At 68.6% G+C, this 16,617-nt stretch carries 15 protein-coding genes; 10 read left to right on the top strand and 5 right to left on the bottom strand.

From position 1 onward, the window contains the following. Nucleotide 1 precedes the first annotated feature (1 nt). Entirely contained in the window at nucleotides 2-493 is a 492-nt protein-coding gene (locus ACI1V7_RS07650; RefSeq protein ID WP_404531151.1) for a MarR family winged helix-turn-helix transcriptional regulator, read from the bottom strand. Between the two features lie 62 nt (nucleotides 494-555). Here ACI1V7_RS07650 and ACI1V7_RS07655 point away from each other — a divergent pair, with 62 nt between their 5' ends. From ACI1V7_RS07655 to ACI1V7_RS07670, 4 genes are all read left to right on the top strand, one after another. Beyond that, the gene (locus tag ACI1V7_RS07655; RefSeq protein ID WP_404531152.1) at nucleotides 556-1,926 is read left to right on the top strand and encodes a chloride channel protein; all 1,371 of its coding nucleotides are present in this window, start codon (nucleotides 556-558) and stop codon (nucleotides 1,924-1,926) included. Nucleotides 1,927-1,976: 50 nt separating this feature from the next. Then, the gene (locus ACI1V7_RS07660; RefSeq protein ID WP_404531153.1) at nucleotides 1,977-4,772 is read left to right on the top strand and encodes a bifunctional diguanylate cyclase/phosphodiesterase; all 2,796 of its coding nucleotides are present in this window, start codon (nucleotides 1,977-1,979) and stop codon (nucleotides 4,770-4,772) included. A gap of 102 nt (nucleotides 4,773-4,874) precedes the next feature. After that, nucleotides 4,875-7,265 (top strand): penicillin-binding protein 1A, encoded by a 2,391-nt coding sequence (locus ACI1V7_RS07665; RefSeq protein ID WP_404531154.1) that lies wholly within the window; start codon nucleotides 4,875-4,877, stop codon nucleotides 7,263-7,265. 90 nt (nucleotides 7,266-7,355) lie between these two features. Beyond that, complete coding sequence (locus tag ACI1V7_RS07670) at nucleotides 7,356-7,586, top strand: hypothetical protein (protein WP_404531155.1); 231 nt, start codon at nucleotides 7,356-7,358, stop codon at nucleotides 7,584-7,586. Nucleotides 7,587-7,595: 9 nt separating this feature from the next. Here the strand turns inward: ACI1V7_RS07670 and ACI1V7_RS07675 are convergent, their stop codons facing one another. The 3 genes from ACI1V7_RS07675 to ACI1V7_RS07685 all read right to left on the bottom strand — a co-directional run bounded on the left by ACI1V7_RS07675 (nucleotide 7,596) and on the right by ACI1V7_RS07685 (nucleotide 10,069). After that, complete coding sequence (locus tag ACI1V7_RS07675) at nucleotides 7,596-8,453, bottom strand: glucose 1-dehydrogenase (protein WP_404531156.1); 858 nt, start codon at nucleotides 8,451-8,453, stop codon at nucleotides 7,596-7,598. 90 nt (nucleotides 8,454-8,543) lie between these two features. After that, a complete protein-coding gene (locus tag ACI1V7_RS07680) occupies nucleotides 8,544-9,725 on the bottom strand; it encodes a mechanosensitive ion channel family protein (protein ID WP_404531157.1) in 1,182 nt (393 codons plus the stop codon). A gap of 161 nt (nucleotides 9,726-9,886) precedes the next feature. Beyond that, on the bottom strand, nucleotides 9,887-10,069 hold the full coding sequence (locus ACI1V7_RS07685) for a DUF3606 domain-containing protein (RefSeq protein ID WP_404531158.1): 183 nt from the start codon (nucleotides 10,067-10,069) through the stop codon (nucleotides 9,887-9,889). A gap of 168 nt (nucleotides 10,070-10,237) precedes the next feature. On the opposite strand from ACI1V7_RS07685, the gene ACI1V7_RS07690 reads away from it, so the two are divergent. The 4 genes from ACI1V7_RS07690 to ACI1V7_RS07705 all read left to right on the top strand — a co-directional run bounded on the left by ACI1V7_RS07690 (nucleotide 10,238) and on the right by ACI1V7_RS07705 (nucleotide 12,882). After that, nucleotides 10,238-10,561, top strand: coding sequence for a thioredoxin family protein (locus tag ACI1V7_RS07690; protein ID WP_404531159.1), 324 nt, complete (start codon nucleotides 10,238-10,240; stop codon nucleotides 10,559-10,561). Continuing rightward, nucleotides 10,558-11,847 (top strand): MFS transporter, encoded by a 1,290-nt coding sequence (locus tag ACI1V7_RS07695; protein WP_404531160.1) that lies wholly within the window; start codon nucleotides 10,558-10,560, stop codon nucleotides 11,845-11,847. The genes ACI1V7_RS07690 and ACI1V7_RS07695 overlap by 4 nt, the downstream gene beginning before the upstream one ends. A gap of 27 nt (nucleotides 11,848-11,874) precedes the next feature. Further along, nucleotides 11,875-12,303, top strand: coding sequence for a GFA family protein (locus tag ACI1V7_RS07700; RefSeq protein WP_404531161.1), 429 nt, complete (start codon nucleotides 11,875-11,877; stop codon nucleotides 12,301-12,303). An 84-nt stretch (nucleotides 12,304-12,387) separates the two neighbouring features. Next, complete coding sequence (locus ACI1V7_RS07705) at nucleotides 12,388-12,882, top strand: hypothetical protein (protein ID WP_404531162.1); 495 nt, start codon at nucleotides 12,388-12,390, stop codon at nucleotides 12,880-12,882. 93 nt (nucleotides 12,883-12,975) lie between these two features. Here the strand turns inward: ACI1V7_RS07705 and ACI1V7_RS07710 are convergent, their stop codons facing one another. Next, nucleotides 12,976-13,770, bottom strand: a complete 795-nt coding sequence (locus ACI1V7_RS07710) for a DUF481 domain-containing protein (RefSeq protein ID WP_404531163.1) — start codon at nucleotides 13,768-13,770, stop codon at nucleotides 12,976-12,978. Between the two features lie 316 nt (nucleotides 13,771-14,086). On the opposite strand from ACI1V7_RS07710, the gene ACI1V7_RS07715 reads away from it, so the two are divergent. Both ACI1V7_RS07715 and ACI1V7_RS07720 read left to right on the top strand, forming a co-directional pair. Continuing rightward, the gene (locus ACI1V7_RS07715; RefSeq protein WP_404531164.1) at nucleotides 14,087-14,716 is read left to right on the top strand and encodes a response regulator; all 630 of its coding nucleotides are present in this window, start codon (nucleotides 14,087-14,089) and stop codon (nucleotides 14,714-14,716) included. A 275-nt stretch (nucleotides 14,717-14,991) separates the two neighbouring features. After that, nucleotides 14,992-16,617: response regulator (locus ACI1V7_RS07720; protein ID WP_404531165.1), on the top strand; the 1,626-nt coding region annotated here is incomplete at its 3' end.

A 16,617-nucleotide genomic window follows, 5' to 3' on the forward strand; every position in this document is an offset into this window, starting at 1 on the left:
GTTACAATTGGGCCAGCGGCACGCCGGCACTCGTTTCGTCCGCCTCGAGCAGGGCGATGAGCTGGCCGAGATCCTGCTCCAGCCGCGCCAGCGTGGCCGCGTCCAGGCTGGACAGGGCGTCCGGCAGCACGCCGGCGAACGGCATCGGCGCGCTGCTCAGCACCTCGGCCCCGGCCGGGGTCAGGCGCAGCGCGACGCTGCGCCGGTCCATGCCTTCGCGCCCCGCCGCGACGAGCCCGCGCTCGACGAGGGCCTTGAGCAAATTGCTGGCCGTGGACTGGTGGATGTCGAGTTCGCGCGCCAGGCCCGTGACCCCGATGCCGGGCTGGCCCTGGATGACGGACAGGGCCCACAGCTGGGCGCCGCCGACACCCGCTTCGCGTTCGACCTGGCGGAAGTGGGTCTTGACGGAATTGAAGACGATGCGGAATTGCCGCAGCACGCGGGTGGCCGGCGGCGGTTCGCTCGCGTTGACGGAAGAAGATGAGGACATAAGCGGATGATAGCGGAAAACAGGCTGGCTCGGCCAGAAATGGGAATGGCGGTGGCCCTCCCATGAGTGCAGTGGAAGAGATCGACGACGACTGGCGCACCGCCTTGCGCCGCGAACTGGCCGACTGGCGGCTGTGGGCGATGCGGGCCATCGTGGTCGCGCTGGCCATCCTGGCCGGCCTGACCATCGTCTTGTTCACCTGGCTGGCCGAACAGGCTTCCGCCTGTTTCGACCTGCTGCGCGAGGCGGCCTGGTGGACGCCGCTGTTGGCCGCCCCGGCCGTGGCCGCCGGCGTCGTCTGGCTGACGCGCCGCTATGCTGCCGGCGCGGCCGGCTCCGGCATCCCGCAAGTCATCGCCGCGCTCGACCGCCAGGCCGACGGTGAACAGCGCAGCCTGTTCGTCTCGCTGCGCCTGTCGGTGGCCAAGATCCTGCTTACCTCCGCCGGCCTGCTGGGCGGCCTGTCCCTGGGCCGCGAAGGTCCTTCCGTGCAGATCGCGGCGGGCATCATGCTGCAGGCCCGCCGAGTGCTGCCCTGGGGACTGGGCGTACGGCTGGATGGACGGCCCGCGGTCGGCATCCGCGGCCTGCTGGTGGCGGGCGGCGCGGCCGGCATCGCGGCGGCCTTCAATACCCCGCTCGGGGGCGTCATGTTCGCCATCGAGGAACTGGCACGGTCTCCCGAACACCGCAGCAGCGGCCTGATCATCGCCTCCATCGTGCTGGCTGGCCTCGTCGCCGTGTCCGCGCACGGCAACGGCGTCTATTTCGGTGTCATCCACGCCCAGCACGTGGGCATGGAGCTGTTGTGGCCGGGGCTGCTGGTCGCCGTCGTGACGGGCCTGGCCGGCGGGCTGTTCTCGCGGCTGCTGCTGGCCTCGCTGTCGGGCACGAGCGGCGACTGGTTCTCGCGCCAGCGGGCGCGCCGCCCCGTCCTGTTCGCAGGGGGCTGCGGCCTGGCCGTCGCCGTGATTGGCCTCGTCTCGGCCGGCGCCACCTTCGGCTCCGGCTACGAATCGACGCGCATGATGGTCGAGGGCTGGTCGGCGATGCCGGCCGCCTACGCGCTGTTCAAGTTCCTGGCGACGTGGATCACGACGTGGTCGGGCGTGCCGGCCGGCATCTTCGCACCGTCGCTGGCCATCGGCGCCGGCATCGGCAACGACGTCGCGCTGCTGCTGTACGGCACCCAGGCGCCGGCGCTGATCGCGCTGGGCATGGTCGGCTTCCTGGCCGCCGCCACCCAGGCGCCGCTGACATCCTTCATCATCGTCATGGAAATGGTCGACGGCCACGCCATGGTGCTGAGCCTGATGGCGTGCGCGCTGGTCGCGTTCGCCGTGGCGCGCATCATCAGCCCGCCGCTGTATCCGATGCTGGCGCGCTTGCAGCTCAAGCGGCTGCCGCCGCCGGAGGCGCCGCCCGGTTCCTGACGGCGCGGCAATGCGGCGTGCCCCGCCGGGCTTCTGCGCTACGATGGGCCATGTTGACACCGATCGCGCCCACCGCCCGCGCACGCATGCGGCTGCCCGCCGCCGCCACGCTGCTCACGCTGCTGGCGGGGCTCGTCGTCACGGCCGTGCTGTTTACCGTGGTGCGCGACGCGGAGATCGAAAGGGAGCGCGCGGAATTCCTGCAGCGGGCCGAAGTGCGCAAGGCGGCCGTGACGCGCAGTCTGGGCGGTGCGTCTGACATATTGCGCGCCGTCAACTCACTATTCGCCGCCGTCGGCATCGTGGGCCGCGACGAGTTCGCCGCATTTGTCGGCCCGCTGCTCGACGACCACGCCTACCTGTGTTCCGTCGTGTTCCACCGGCTCGTCGCCGACGCGGCGCGCCCGGCCTACGAAGCCGAACGGCGCGCGTTGGATCCCGGCTTCGCCTTCCGCGAACGCCAGGGCAACCGCCTGGTGCCGGCGAGCAACCGTCAGCGCTACCTCGTCGTCGACTACGTCGCGCCGCTCGCCGGCAATGAATTCTTGCTGGGCTACGATGTGCTGGCCTCGCCGGGCCAGGGGCCAGCCTTCGCGCAAGCGCTTCGCGCGGGCAGGGCGGCATCGACCGGGCTGATGCCGCTGCTCCAGCAACCCGACCACCTGGCCCTGATCCTGATGCTACCCGTCTATGCGAAAGACGTCCCGCGCAACGCCGCCACGGTGCTCGGCAACACCTCCGTCGTCATCGACGTCGCCGTGCTGCTCGACAGGAGCATGCGGGGATCGCGGCTGCTGGAGCGGGGCGACATGACCATCGAGCTGTACGGTCCCTCGGCCATGGGCAGCCGCCTCGCATACCGGCGCGAGGCGGCGCCCGGGGGGCGGGATCCCTGGTGGCTGGCCGGGTCGAGCGACACCGTCTTCCGCGCGAGCCGCGCGTTTACCTTTGCCGGCCAGCCCTGGGAATTGCGCATGGCCGGCTATTCCGGCCGCATGATGGACGGCACCGCGCCCCTGCTGACGTTGGTCCTCGGCGGCCTGGCCAGCGTGGCGGTTGCCGCCTGGGTCGAGGCGCGTGTGCAGCGCACGCGCCGCATCGAACGCCTGGTCCGGCGCCGTACCGCCGACCTGCGCAGCGCGCTCGACGGCTTGCGCTTGTACCGGCGCGCGATCGACGCCAGCGCGAACGCGATCATCCTGATCAGCGCGACCCGGCCCGGCTATCCGATCGAATACGTGAACCCGGCCTTCGTGCGCATGCGCAAGCTGGCGCCCGCGGACGTGGTCGGGCGTCCGCTGCACGAGCTGGGGATGCAGGAGCCGGACCAGGCCGCCGTCGCCGAGCTGCGCGCGGCCATCCGCGCGCGGCGCGAGGCCCACGTGTCGATGCGGCTTCGCTGCGGCGACGGGCGCGAGATCGATGCGGAGGTCTACATCGCCCCCGTCTTCGACGACGACGGCGCGACCGACCATTTCGTGATGACGCAGTACGACGTCAGCACGGCGCGGCGCTACGAGGCAGAGCTGGAGACGCGCGCGCGCTTCGACACGCTGACGGGCCTGCCCAACCGCTCGCTGCTGCACGACCGCATCGATGGCGCCATCAATGCCGCCGCCGGAAGGGCCAACGTGTGGGTGGCGGCCCTCGACCTCGACCACTTCAAGTTCGTCAACGACACCATGGGCCACGAGGCCGGCGACGAGCTGCTGAAGGCGGCGGCCGCGCGCATCGCGGGCGCCATCGGCCGCGGCGACACGGCGGCGCGCACGGGCGGCGACGAGTTCGTGCTCGTGCTGCCCGGGCGCGAGACGGAAGGGGAGGCAGCGGCCACCGTGCGCGCCGTGCTGGAGGCCCTGGCCCACCCGCTCGTGCTGCGCGGCCAGAACTTGGTCATGACGGGCAGCGCCGGCGTCGCCGTATTCCCCGCCGACGGCAACGACGCCGCCACGCTGGTCCAGCACGCCGAGGTCGCGATGTACCGCGCCAAGGAAGTGGGCCGCAACACCGTCCAGTTCTTCACCCCGGCGATGAACGCGCGGGCCCGCGACCGCCTGGCCCTGGAAGGCGCGCTGCGCAGCGCGCTGCTGCAGGACGAATTCGAGCTGTTCTACCAGCCGCAGGTCGACCTCGGCACGGGGTCCGTCGTGGGGCTGGAGGCGCTGATCCGCTGGCGCCACCCGAGCCTGGGCATGGTGCGTCCGGACCGCTTCATCAACCTGGCCGAGGAAACGGGCCTGATCGTGCCGATCGGGTCCTGGGTGCTGCGCACGGCCTGCCGCCAGCACCGCGACTGGCAGCACGCGGGCTACGGGCCGCTGCGCATCGCCGTGAACCTGTCGGCGCGCCAGTTCGCCGAGCCGGGCCTGGTGCGCGAGATCGCCCGCGTCCTGGAAGAGACGGGCATGGCCGCCGGCTCTCTCGAAGTCGAGATCACGGAAAGCCTCGTGATGGCCGACGTCGAGGGCGCGATCCGGACCATGGGCGAGCTGAAGGCCATGGGCGTGAAGCTGTCCATCGACGATTTCGGCACCGGCTACTCGAGCCTGTCCTACCTGCGGCGCTTTCCCGTCGACGTGCTGAAGATCGACCGCAGCTTCGTGCGCGACATCGCGTCCAGCCCCGACGATGCCGCGCTGGTGTCGGCCATCATCGAGCTGGCGCGCGGCCTGCACATGCGCGTGATCGCGGAAGGCGTCGAGACCCTGGCCCAGCTGGACTACCTGCGCCGGCGCGGCTGCGACGAGGTCCAGGGCCACGTGTTCGCCCGCGCCGCCTCCGGCCCCGAGGTCGAGGCGCTGCTGCGCAACGGCCGGCACGTTCGTCCGCATGGCATGCCGGCCTAGCCGGGCTGCCGTGCCGCAGGTTGCCGTCATGCAGCGAACCGTGCGCGGGGGATGGCTCAGCTATACTTATGCCTCTGACAAGCAGGATGGGACAAGACCACCGTGGATGACCATGACGACGGCAAGTGGGACGGGCGCGAGCGCCGGCTGATCGACCGCGCCAGCGCGCAGGCGAAGGAAGGCTACGAACGCACGCGCGCGCACCTGATGAAGAAGCCGCCGCTGCAGCGCTGGTTGTGGATCGTGTCCGGCAGCCTGGTGCTGCTGCTGGTCCTGTTCGCCGGCTATATCGCGCTGCTGTTCCCGTTGACGCCGGCCATCAAGGACGTGCGCCAGGCACGCATGGCCAGCCCGACCGTCGTCCTGTCCGCCGACGGCCGCGAACTGGCCAGCTTCGAGCGCGGCGTGCAGGAGCGCGTGCGCCTGGCCGAGGTCTCGCCGCACGTGATCGCGGCGCTGATCGCCACCGAGGACCACCGTTTCTACGACCACCACGGCGTCGACTTCACGCGCATCGCCGGGGCGGCGGTCGCCAACCTGCGCGGCGACGCCCAGGGCGGCTCGACCATCACCCAGCAGCTGGCGCGCAATATGTTCCGCGAAGAGATCGGCCGCGCGCGCAACATCAACCGCAAGCTGAAGGAACTCATCACGGCCTTCAAGATCGAGAACACCTACAGCAAGACGGAGATCCTGGAAGCCTACCTGAACACGGTGCCCTTCCTGTACAACACCTACGGCATCGAGGCGGCGGCCCGCACCTATTTCGGCAAGCCGGCGGCCCAGCTGAACGAGACGGAAGCGGCCACGCTGGTCGGCATGCTGAAGGGCACGGCCTACTACAACCCGGTGACGAATCCGGAACGCTCGCTGGCGCGCCGCAACGTCGTGCTGGGCCAGATGCTCAGGGCCGGCGCCATCGACGAGAAGCGCTACGCGCAACTGGTCAAGCGCCCGCTGCGCCTGCGCTTCTCGCGCCAGCAGGAGCGTACGGCCAAGGACGACCATTTCACGACCTATGTGCGCAAGTGGCTGATCGACTGGGCCGAGAAGAACGACGCCGACCTGCAGCAGGACGGCCTGGTGGTGCAGACCACGCTCGACTACGACCTGCAGCAGGCCGCGCTGCGCGCCGTCGAACGCCAGTCCGACGCGCTGCAGGCAGTCGCCGACGTCGACTGGGCCCATCCCTGGCAGGTCAATTCGACGTCGACCAATACTTATACCAGTATGCGCGAGGGCGTCACGCCGTTCGCCTACTACTGGCAGACGCATGGCGCGCTGCTCGACACCTTCGTGCGCGAGTCGGCCGAGTACCGCAAGGCCGTCGACGGCGGGGAATCTCCGGCCGCCGCGCTGAAGCGCCTGGAAGGCGACCGCGAGTTCATGCGCGCGCTGAAGACGACGAAGGCGCGCCTGGAGGCGGGATTCGTGGCGATGGACCCGACCACGGGCGAGGTGAAGGCCTGGGTCGGCAGCCGCGACTTCCAGCGCGAACAGTACGACCACGTGGCCCAGGCCGCGCGCCAGCCCGGCTCCACCTTCAAGCCCATCGTCTACGCCGCCGCGCTGGAGCAGGGCATCGCCCCCGAGCATCCCTACCTGGACGCCGTCACGGAAATCCGCTTCGCCGACGGCACGCGCTGGCGGCCGACCGACATGAGCGGCACCACGGGACGCCACCTGACGATGCGCGACGGCCTGGTGCTGTCGAAGAACACGATCACGGCCCAGGTCGCGCGCGACGTCGGCGTGGCACCCATCGTGAAGCTCGCGCAGAACCTCGGCATCCGCCAGAGCAAGTTGCAGCAGGTGCCGTCGATCGCGCTGGGCACGAGCCCCGTGACGCTGCTGGAAATGGTGAGCGCCTATTCGACCATCGCGGCCCAGGGCGAGTACCGCCGCCCCGTGTTCGTGCGCCGCATCACGGACCGCGACGGCAAGGTGGTCGCCGACTTCGGCTCGCAGGCGCCGCAGCGCGTGCTGTCGCAGGAGAGCGCCGTGACGCTGATCGACATGATGCGCGGCGTGATCAACCGCGGCACGGGCACGGCGATCCGCTACCGCTTCGGCATCTACGCCGACGTCGCCGGCAAGACCGGCACGACGCAGAACAATGCGGACGGCTGGTTCATCATGATGCACCCGAACCTCGTCGCCGGCGCCTGGGTCGGCTTCAACGACAACCGGGTGACGATGCGCTCGAACTACTGGGGCCAGGGCGGCCACAGCGCGATCCTGCTCGTGGGCGACTTCTTCAAGGGCATGCTCGACAGCGGCAAGATCAGCGCCGACCAGCTGTTCCCGGGCGGACGCAAGCCGCAGCCGCCGGCGCCGCGCGCGGAGCCGGAAGAGGAACCGGTCGAGGAGGGTGGAGAATTCGAACAGGACGGCGGCCCGCCGGCCGACCTGCCGCAGCCGCCCGCCGAGGAGGCGCCCGCGCCGCCGGCGGACCAGCCGGCGGACGCGAACCGCTTCCCGAACGACGCGTGACGCTCGCGCGCCGGCACGCCGGCACGCGGCCGCAAACGATCCCGCGGCGATGGTACGATGCCGCTTTCACGTAACAAGCAGAGGTAAACCATGACCGTATTCGCCATGCCCGTGTTCGACGCCACCGTCGTCTACGAGGGCAATGAGCTGTTCAAGGGCAGGGGCGCGGCCGGTATCTGGGCCGAGAAGCTGGCCAGGGAAATCGAGACGGGCGTGACGGTCGAGAAGATCGGCACCGGCTGGGCGCTGTGCGCCCGGCTCGACGGCGTCGATTGCCGCTGGGGGATCCTGGGCCAGCGGCTCAAGCGGCTCGACGCCTGAAGCACTGGCTTACAGCACCGGCGTACCGCCCGTGACGGCGATGCGCGCGCCCGTGATGTAGGAACTGGCCGCGTTCGACGCCAGGAACACAAAGGTGCCCGCCAGTTCGGCCGGCTGGCCGGGACGCTTCATCGGCGTCTGCGAACCGAAGCTCGCCACTTCGTCCGGCGGCATCGTCGACGGGATCAGCGGGGTCCAGATCGGGCCCGGCGCCACCGAGTTCACGCGGATGCCCTTGTCGGCCAGCAGCTGGCCCAGGCCCGCCGTGAAGTTGGCGATGGCGCCCTTGGTAGTCGCGTAGGCGAGCAGCGTGGGCGTGGGCTTGTCCGAGTTCACCGAGCTCGTGTTGATGATGGCCGATCCCTTCGGCATGTGCTTCACGGCCGCCTTGCAGATGTAGAACATCGCCGAGATATTCACGGCGAACGTGCGCTCCCATTCCTCGTCCGGGATCTCCTCGATGGACTCGTGGCTCATCTGGAAGGCCGCGTTGTTGACGAGGATGTCGATGCGGCCGAATTCCTGCACGGCGCGGTCGACCAGCGCGCGGCACTGGGCCGGGTCGGCCAGGTCGCCGGCGAGCAGCACGGCCTTGCGGCCCGCCTCCTCGACCAGGCGCGCCGTTTCCTTGGCGTCCTCGTGCTCGCTGAGGTAGGAAATCAGCACGTCCGCGCCTTCGCGCGCATAGGCGATGGCGACGGCGCGGCCGATGCCGCTGTCGGCGCCCGTGATGACGGCGGCCTTGCCTTCCAGGAGGCCGTGGCCGACGTAGCTCGTCTCGCCATGGTCGGCCTTCGGCTGGAGCAGGGCCTCGGTGCCCGGTGGCGTCTGCTGTTGTGCGGGCTGTAGCTGGTTCTGTTCGGGCATTCTCAACCTCCGTTGCATTCGTGGAGGTTCGAATTCTATGCGCTGCGGCTGCGGCGCGGCGTTCGTATTCCGCGCCGCAACAAGGGTCCCTCAATGGGTGGGGCGCGACTGCAGCTTGCCGCGGCCGTCCGGCAGCTCGATCGCGCCGCCATCCTGCCCGTCGGCGCCGCGCGCATCGTTGGCAGCCTTCGCCGCCGCGGCCGAATCGGCGGCCGGGTCGTGCACCAGCAGCTGCTGGGCGCGCGGCGCCGTCGAGATGCCGAGGTCGCGCAGCATCGCCATCGTCTGCAGCAACACGGCCTGCTGGGTACGCAGGAACAGGCCGTAGTCCGCTTCCTGCATGTTGTAGACGATGTCGTACTCCAGGTAGTCCTGGTTCATGGCGGTCAGGTTCACGTGGTCGAACTTCACCTTGTCCTGTGCCTTGATGATGTCGCCCAGGGCGTCCGGCACGCGGCTCACCAGTTCCGGCGGCGTGGAGGGGTTGATGCGCAGCGCGTACTGCACGCGGCGCGTGCTCTGTCGCTTGAAGTTGTGCACGACCTTGCGCAGCAGCTCGGCGTTGGCGATCACGATCTGTTCGCCGGACAGCGCGCGGATCCGCGTCGTCTTCAGGCCCACGTGCTCGATGGTGCCGGAGAATTCGGGCACCGAGACGGCGTCGCCCACCTCGAACGGCTTGTCGACGGCGATCGACAGCGACGCGAACAGGTCGCCCAGGATGTTCTGCACGGCCAGCGCGACGGCCACGCCGCCGATGCCGAGGCTGGCGACGAAGGTGGTGACGTTGATGCCCAGGTTGGACAGCATGGCGAGGGCGAAGATCGTCCACACGCTCCATTGCAGCGCCCAGATCATGAGCGTGTGGGCGACGGTGACCTGGTCGTCTTCCAGGCCCTTGCCGTGCACGCGGAAGTAGCGCCGCGCAGTGACTTCGATGGCGCGATGCAGCCACAGCGCGATCTGCACGCCCAGCGTGATGAACCACAGGTGGTCGACGCGCGCGTTCCAGGGCGCCGGCAGGTCCAGCACTTCCAGGCCGACCAGCACGGCGGTGGCGAAGATGGCGAACCGGCTCGTGCGCGCCAGCGTGTGGCGCAAGACTTCGACGATGGGCTTGTGGGCGCGCTCGCCGGACAAAGCGGCCAGGCGCTTGCGGAACAGCGCGACGGCGCCGTGGATGAGGACGAAGGTCAGCACCGCCGCGGCCAGCGCGAAGGCGGCATTGGTCCATTCGATGTCGAGGTTCGAGAAATAGCCGTGGATGTCCATTGGGCTCCTTTCGTTGGGATGGCGGGGGCGCGGTGGATGGCACAGGGGCGCACCGGGCGCGCCGGCGGCGGCTGCCCGGCGGACGCGGACAGGTCGCTGCCCCGGGTGGGGCAGCAGGGCGGCACTAAGCGGACGACAGGCCGCCGTTCAGCAGGGGTCGATCAGTGCAGCTTGGCGAGGTGCTCGCGCACGGCGTTGACGCTGTTGCCGGCCTGCTTGACGGCCTGCTGCAGCTGCTCCTCGGTCACGTTCAATTCCTTCGTCCAGTACTGCACTTCCCACTTCTCGCTCAGGCTGATGCGGCTGCGGTCCTGCGGGCCGCGGTTGTTCAGGTTGTCGGACATGATGGACTCCTTCGAAACGGTATGCCTGCAGCATGCCAGCGGGCCGGACCGTATTCCGTTCGGTGTTTCACCTAAGGCGCGCATCCGGATTGCCCGTTCTTCCCGTAAAACCGCATTTGGGGTAGGCTAGCGGCAAGGACAACGAAGAGATTCACGAGGAGATCCAGCATGACCAAGCCCTATGAGACCGCGCAGCCCGACCGGGCGGCCATCGACGCGCGCAGTGGCGTGACCGCCATCGACTTCGGCACCAACTGGTGCGGCTACTGCAAGGCCGCCGAGCCGCACATCGAGCGTGCGCTGGCCCAGTACCCGGAAATCGCCCACATCAAGGTCGAGGACGGGCCTGGCCGCGCGCTGGGACGCTCGTTCCGCGTCAAGCTGTGGCCGACGGTCATCGTCATGAAGAACGGCCAGGAGATCGCGCGCGTCGTGCGCCCGGAGGACGACCAGGAAGTCGTGAGCGCATTGAGCCTGGCGGACGGCGAATGACGACACCTGCACCGCGCAACAAACCGGCGACCGTGCTGTTCGCCAGCCTGATCGGCACCACCATCGAGTTCTTCGACTTCTATATCTACGCCACCGCGGCCGTCCTGGTCTTTCCCAAGCTGTTCTTCCCGGCCGGCGATGCCGCCGCGGCCACGCTGCAATCGCTGGCCACCTTCGCCATCGCCTTCTTCGCGCGGCCCGTCGGCTCGGCCCTGTTCGGGCACTTCGGCGACCGCATCGGGCGCAAGGCGACGCTGGTGGCCGCGCTGCTGACCATGGGCGTGTCCACGGTCGTCATCGGCCTGCTGCCGACCTATGCGACGATCGGGACGCTGGCGCCGCTGCTGCTCGCGCTGTGCCGCTTCGGCCAGGGCCTGGGCCTAGGCGGCGAGTGGGGCGGGGCCGTGCTGCTCGCCACCGAGAACGCGCCGCCCGGCAAGCGCGCCTGGTACGGCATGTTCCCGCAACTGGGGGCGCCGCTGGGTTTCTTCCTGTCCGGCGGCATCTTCCTGCTGCTGTCCGAGACGTTGAGCGACGCCGCCTTCTTCGCCTGGGGCTGGCGCGTGCCGTTCCTGGCCAGCGCGCTGCTCGTCATCGTGGGCCTGTACGTGCGCCTGAAGATCACCGAGACGCCGGACTTCCAGGCCGTGCTGGACCGCAACGAGCGCGTGCGCCTGCCCGTCGTCGAAGTGTTCGCGCACCACGGGCGCCCCCTCGTGCTGGGCACGCTGGCGGCCCTGTCGACCTTCGTGATCTTCTACCTGATGACGGTGTTCGCGCTGTCCTGGGGCACCACGGCCCTCGGTTACTCGCGCCAGCAATTCCTCGTGCTGCAACTGGTCGCCATCGTGTTCTTCGGCCTGACGATCCCCATCGCCGCCGTGCTGGCCGACCGCCATGGACGGCGCGCCGCCATGATCGGCGTATCGGCGGCGATCGCCGTGTTCGGCCTCGTGCTGGGCCCGATGTTCGGTTCCGGCAGCCTCGCCCTCGTGATCGCGTTCATGGTGATCGGCCAGTGCCTGATCGGCATGACCTATGGCCCACTGGGTACGCTGCTGTCCGAGATGTTCCCGCCCGCCGTGCGCTACACGGGCGCGTCGCTCACGTTCAACCTGGCCGGCATCCTGGGCGCCTCGCTGGCGCCCTACATCGCCACCTGGCTCGCGACGAACCACGGCCTGGACTGGGTCGGCTGGTACCTGAGCGTGGCGGCGCTCGTCAGCCTGGCCGCGCTGCTGCTGGCGGGCAGTGCGCCGCGGGAGGCGGCTGCCGCGGTACGCTGAAGGCCCGGACATGTTTGGGAGGCGGTCATGGCATCGGACGTGAAGTGGCAGGGAGGGTGCGCGTGCGGCGCGGTGCGCTATGAAGTAACGGGACCGGCGTCCAACCGGACGCTGTGCCACTGCGTCGATTGCCGGCGTACCAGCGGCGCCCCGGCGTTTGCCTGGTTCAGCGTCGCGACGAACGCGCTGCGCTGGACGGCGCCGCCGCCGCTGCTGCGCCGTTCCGGCCCCGGCGTCGAGCGCGGCCTGTGCCCGCACTGCGGCACGACGCTGACGTGGCAGACGGACGAGGCGAAGGACGAGATCGACGTCGCGACGGGCAGCCTGGACGACCCGGAACTGGCCCCGCCCGACGATCATACGTTCACGAGCCAGCGCGTGGCGTGGCTGGCGATCGACGATGGATTGCCGCGCTACCCGCGTACGCGTGCGGAAGGCGCCGCGCCTCCGGGCTGATCGAACTCAGCCGTGCGCTGCTCCGAATGTGAAATAGTTAATATTGAACTCCAATTAACTTTTACACTGTTTCGGAGAGAAACCATGTCCAAATTCGCCCTGCGCGCCGTCGTTGGTTCCCTGCTGCTGAGCGCCGCCTTCGGTGCATCCGCCGCCAAGACCGCCTACCAGGACCTCGAGCTGTCCGGCGTACTGCAGGAAATCCCGGGGGTGTCGCTGCGCTGCGCCTCGAAATTCGGCGGCACGATCCTGGGCTACGGTACCAGCGAGCTGCTGGGCCGCGTGACCTTCCTGTCGAGCGACTGCATCAACCAGAACGGTACCAGCTACACGTTCACCGATGGCAAGTTCATGATCACCACGCTGACCGGCGAGCTGCTGTTCGCCAACTACAGCGGCCAGTTCGTGCCGACGGGCGAGGGCACCAAGTACGTGTTCTCCAACGCCAGCTTCTCGATCACGGGCGGCACCGGCCGCTACGCCAAGGCGACCGGCAGCGGCGCCATCCTGGGTGGCGAGGACATGGCGACCGGGCAGGGCACGATCCAGCTCAAGGGCCGCATCCTGCTGAAGAAATAAGAAATACGTCGTCCCCGGCGGCGCCGGGGACGGCATGCTGGTACGCCGCAGCCGCAGCGGCTGCGGCCGAACGAACGCGTCAGGACGAGAGCGTCAGAACGAGTACACCAGCGTCAGCGACGTCTGCGTATCCGTGTTCTTCTTGTCTTCCGGGACGTTGGTGTCGCTGCGGGCGCTGAACGCCGCCTTCATCTGCATCGTCCCGTTGATCTTGGTCGACAGGGCGGTCTCGGCGATCGAGTGGGTGTTCGCCGTGCTGCGCTCCACGCTGATGCTCTGGGAGAACGCGGCCGACGGGCTCACGCGCCAGCGCAATTGCGCCGCGCCGCGGACCGTCATGCCGGACTCGATGCCCCCTTCCGCGTTCTCGCCGTGGAAGTAACCGGGACCGACCTCGACGTCCACCGTCTTGTCCTCGCGCCGCATCAGCTGCGTGCCGTAACCGACCGACAGCGAGGAATAGCGGGTGTACGCACCGAACTTGTCGTTCACGTGCGAACCCAGCACGAACGCGCGGTTGCCGTCCGTGAGCAGCTTGTAGGCCGCCTTGGCCGACACCGAATAGCGCTGGGCCGAGCGGGTCCGCTCGCGCGAGCCGTCGTCGTTGACGATTTCGTCTTCCTTGAAATAGCCGCTGACGATGTACTCGTTGCTCCAGTTCTTCATTTCGTGGCGCGCGTCGATCTTGCCCGTGACGGACGTGCCCGTCGTGTTGCCGGAGGTCGAGATCGCGCCCAGTTCCGCCGAGGTGTACCAGTTGCTGCCCTCGGGAATGGGCTTGGTCGGCGCTTGCGTGAAGTAGGTCGATTGGGGCGGATCGGGGACGTCGCCGGTATCGTCGGCCAAGGCATTGCTGGCTGCGCCGGCCAGGGCCAGCGCGTAAAACATCAGAGATTTCATAGGCATCTGTACGGCTGCCGTCTGCGCTCCGGAACCGAAGGTGCGAACCGGACCTGGGACAGCCTGTCGTTCATGGATGGTCCGCCGTCACATGGCAGGCGCGTGGCAAGCAGGCGCGGCGGAGGCAACATTGTAGCCTAAAGCGCGGCGCACGGCTTTTTGCGACGAAATTTTATCGACGAAATTCTCTCGAAAGATAATGCAATTGTTAAGTCTCCAATAATTATGTTTGCAATGTGATCAGGCCGGTGCCTAGAATGCCCGCTTTGCCGGACAGACCGGCTCGGATGTATAAGGAAGCACATTGACCAGGGTAGTTATCGCCGACGATCACGAATTGATCCGCGAAGGAGTCAAAAAGATCGTCCGCCACAGCGCCGACCTAAAAATCGTCGGCGAAGCCGCAGACCTGAAGCAAGCCATCGCGCTGATCGCCCAGGTCCGCCCGGACGTGGCGGTGCTGGACATCAGCCTGCCCGACAGCGATGGCCTGGACGGCCTGGCCGAGTTGCGCCGCCACTTTCCCGCGCTGCCGATCGTCATGCTGAGCATGCATGCGGAAGAACGCTACGCGCTGGCGGCCCTGCGCGCCGGCGCGCTCGCCTACGTGTCGAAATCGATGGCGTCGAGCGAACTGGTGGAAGCGATCCGGTCCGCCGGCGCCGGGCGCGCCTGGGTCAGTCCAAGGGTGGCAGCCTTGCTGGCCCAGGAGAGCGACCCGACGGGCCGCGCGCCCCATGAGAACCTGACCCCGCGCGAATCGGAAATCGTGGCCCTGATCGGGGCCGGGCTGCAGATCAAGCAGGTGGCGGCGGAACTGGGCATCAGCGTCAGCTCCGTGAACACCTACCGCAGCCGCATCTTCCGCAAGATGGGCATGTCGACCAATGCCTCGCTGATCCGCTACGCGCTGCAACACGGCCTCGCAGGCTGATTCGCACACATATAGTTGCCCCAAAACAACAATGTGAAAGCTTGCTGTCATTAAATATGTGACGCCCATGCCTATCGAAGGATAGGGGATGGCCTGGCATGGGAGGAATGCCCGAGAATGAGGGTTGCAGGAGGTTGCGCAGTACATACGTTTCTCTTGCGACAAGTTCACGAAACAATGTTATTTTTTCACCATCTTGGCTATCATCACAGCAAGACACATTCGGGTGCTGGCTGCTCGCACCCCGGCGGTTTCAGAACAATCGGCGCAGAACGATGATGACAACGCAAGATATCCTGCCGTCCGCCCCCTTGGCGGACATCCTTGTGGTCGAGGACAGCCCGACCCAGGCCCAGTACCTGGCCCGCCTGCTGCAGGGCACGGGCGGCTACCGGGTCCGCATCGCCCCCGACGGGCTCGCCGCCCTGGAACAGATGCGGGCAGCGCGCGCGGACCTGGTGCTGAGCGACATCGCGATGCCGCGCATGGACGGCTACGCGCTGTGCCGCGCGATCAAAGACGATCCCGCGTTGGCCCACGTTCCCGTCGTGCTGCTGACGAACCTGTCCACGCTGCAGGACATCGTGCGCAGCCTGGAAGCGGGTGCCGACGCCTTCCTGCGCAAGCCCTATGAACCCGAGGAGCTGTTCGCCCGCGTGCGCCGCCTGCTCGAGCAGCGCGCCGCAGGCGACGAACGGCCGCTGGAATTCCTGGCCGGTGAACGGCGCCGCATCTACGAGCTGCTGGTCGCCACCCATGAGGAAGCCTTGCGCCTGAACGAGGAGCTGGCGGAACAGCAGGCGGGCCTGGAACGCATGGTCGGCTCGCTGGCCCTGCTGGGCAGCATCGCCGGCGCGCTCAACGAAGCCCTGACGGAAGCGGCCGTGGCCGACGCGGCGCTGGGGCGTCTGCTGCAGCTGGCGGCCCTGGACGGCGCCGCGCTCAGCACGACGGGACCGGACGGGCTGCTGCATGTCGTCAGGTCCGAAGGCGCGGCCGCCTCCGTGTGCCCGGACTGCCGGGGCGCCGGCGCCTGCGCTGCCGATGGCGAACGGCGCCTGTGCGTTCCGCTGATGGCGGGGGAGCGCAGGCTCGGCGTGCTGCACCTGGTGTGCGCGGCCGAAGGACTGGAGGAGGGCGAACGGCCGCTGCTCGACAGCGTCGCCAAGCAAGTCGCCCTGGCCCTCGAGCGGGCCGACCTGTATGCGCGCATGGAAGCGCTGGTGGTCGAGCGCACGGCTGCCCTGCGCTACGAACGCAACCGCCTGTCCGCCATCGTGGAGACGGCCGGCGCGCTGGTACTTCTGATGGACGCCGAAGGCCGGATCGTGATGTTCAACCGCGCCTGCGAGGAAACGCTGGGCTGGCGCGCGCAGGAAGCCATCGGCCGCCACGGCTGGGACGTGATCCGCCAGGCCGGCGACCCGGACGCGGCGCACCGCATGTTCGACGCGCTCGTCGCGGACAACCTGCCGCAGCCCGTGCAGGGCGAGTGGGCCGCGCGCGATGGCAACATCCGCTCGATCCTGTGGAACAGCACCGTGCTGCGCCGGGACGACGGCAGTGTCGACTACGTGCTCGGCACCGGCATCGACATCACGCAGCTGCGCGGGGCCGAGGAGCGCCTGCGCTACGTGAGCAATTTCGACACGCTCACGGGCCTCCCGAACCGCCAGCTGCTGGGCGAGCGCTTCGCCGAACTGGAAACGCAGGCGCGCGCGTCGGGCAAGCCGCTCGGCTTCCTGCTGCTGCGCTTCGGGCGCATGGCCCTGATTCCTGTGGAACAGCACCGTGCTGCGCCGGGACGACGGCAGTGTCGACTACGTGCTCGGCACCGGCATCGACATCACGCAGCTGCGCGGGGCCGAGGAGCGCCTGCGCTACGTGAGCAATTTCGACAC

The sequence above is a fragment of the Massilia paldalensis genome (assembly GCF_044901715.1).
Lineage (GTDB): Bacteria > Pseudomonadota > Gammaproteobacteria > Burkholderiales > Burkholderiaceae_D > Telluria > Telluria paldalensis.

Coding starts and splice junctions, on each gene's coding strand:
- ACI1V7_RS07650 (WP_404531151.1), bottom strand. CDS start 493: ATGTCCTCATCTTCTTCCGTCAACGCGAGCGAACCGCCGCCGGCCACC.
- ACI1V7_RS07655 (WP_404531152.1), top strand. CDS start 556: ATGAGTGCAGTGGAAGAGATCGACGACGACTGGCGCACCGCCTTGCGC.
- ACI1V7_RS07660 (WP_404531153.1), top strand. CDS start 1,977: ATGTTGACACCGATCGCGCCCACCGCCCGCGCACGCATGCGGCTGCCC.
- ACI1V7_RS07670 (WP_404531155.1), top strand. CDS start 7,356: ATGACCGTATTCGCCATGCCCGTGTTCGACGCCACCGTCGTCTACGAG.
- ACI1V7_RS07675 (WP_404531156.1), bottom strand. CDS start 8,453: ATGCCCGAACAGAACCAGCTACAGCCCGCACAACAGCAGACGCCACCG.
- ACI1V7_RS07680 (WP_404531157.1), bottom strand. CDS start 9,725: ATGGACATCCACGGCTATTTCTCGAACCTCGACATCGAATGGACCAAT.
- ACI1V7_RS07685 (WP_404531158.1), bottom strand. CDS start 10,069: ATGTCCGACAACCTGAACAACCGCGGCCCGCAGGACCGCAGCCGCATC.
- ACI1V7_RS07690 (WP_404531159.1), top strand. CDS start 10,238: ATGACCAAGCCCTATGAGACCGCGCAGCCCGACCGGGCGGCCATCGAC.
- ACI1V7_RS07695 (WP_404531160.1), top strand. CDS start 10,558: ATGACGACACCTGCACCGCGCAACAAACCGGCGACCGTGCTGTTCGCC.
- ACI1V7_RS07700 (WP_404531161.1), top strand. CDS start 11,875: ATGGCATCGGACGTGAAGTGGCAGGGAGGGTGCGCGTGCGGCGCGGTG.
- ACI1V7_RS07705 (WP_404531162.1), top strand. CDS start 12,388: ATGTCCAAATTCGCCCTGCGCGCCGTCGTTGGTTCCCTGCTGCTGAGC.
- ACI1V7_RS07710 (WP_404531163.1), bottom strand. CDS start 13,770: ATGTTTTACGCGCTGGCCCTGGCCGGCGCAGCCAGCAATGCCTTGGCC.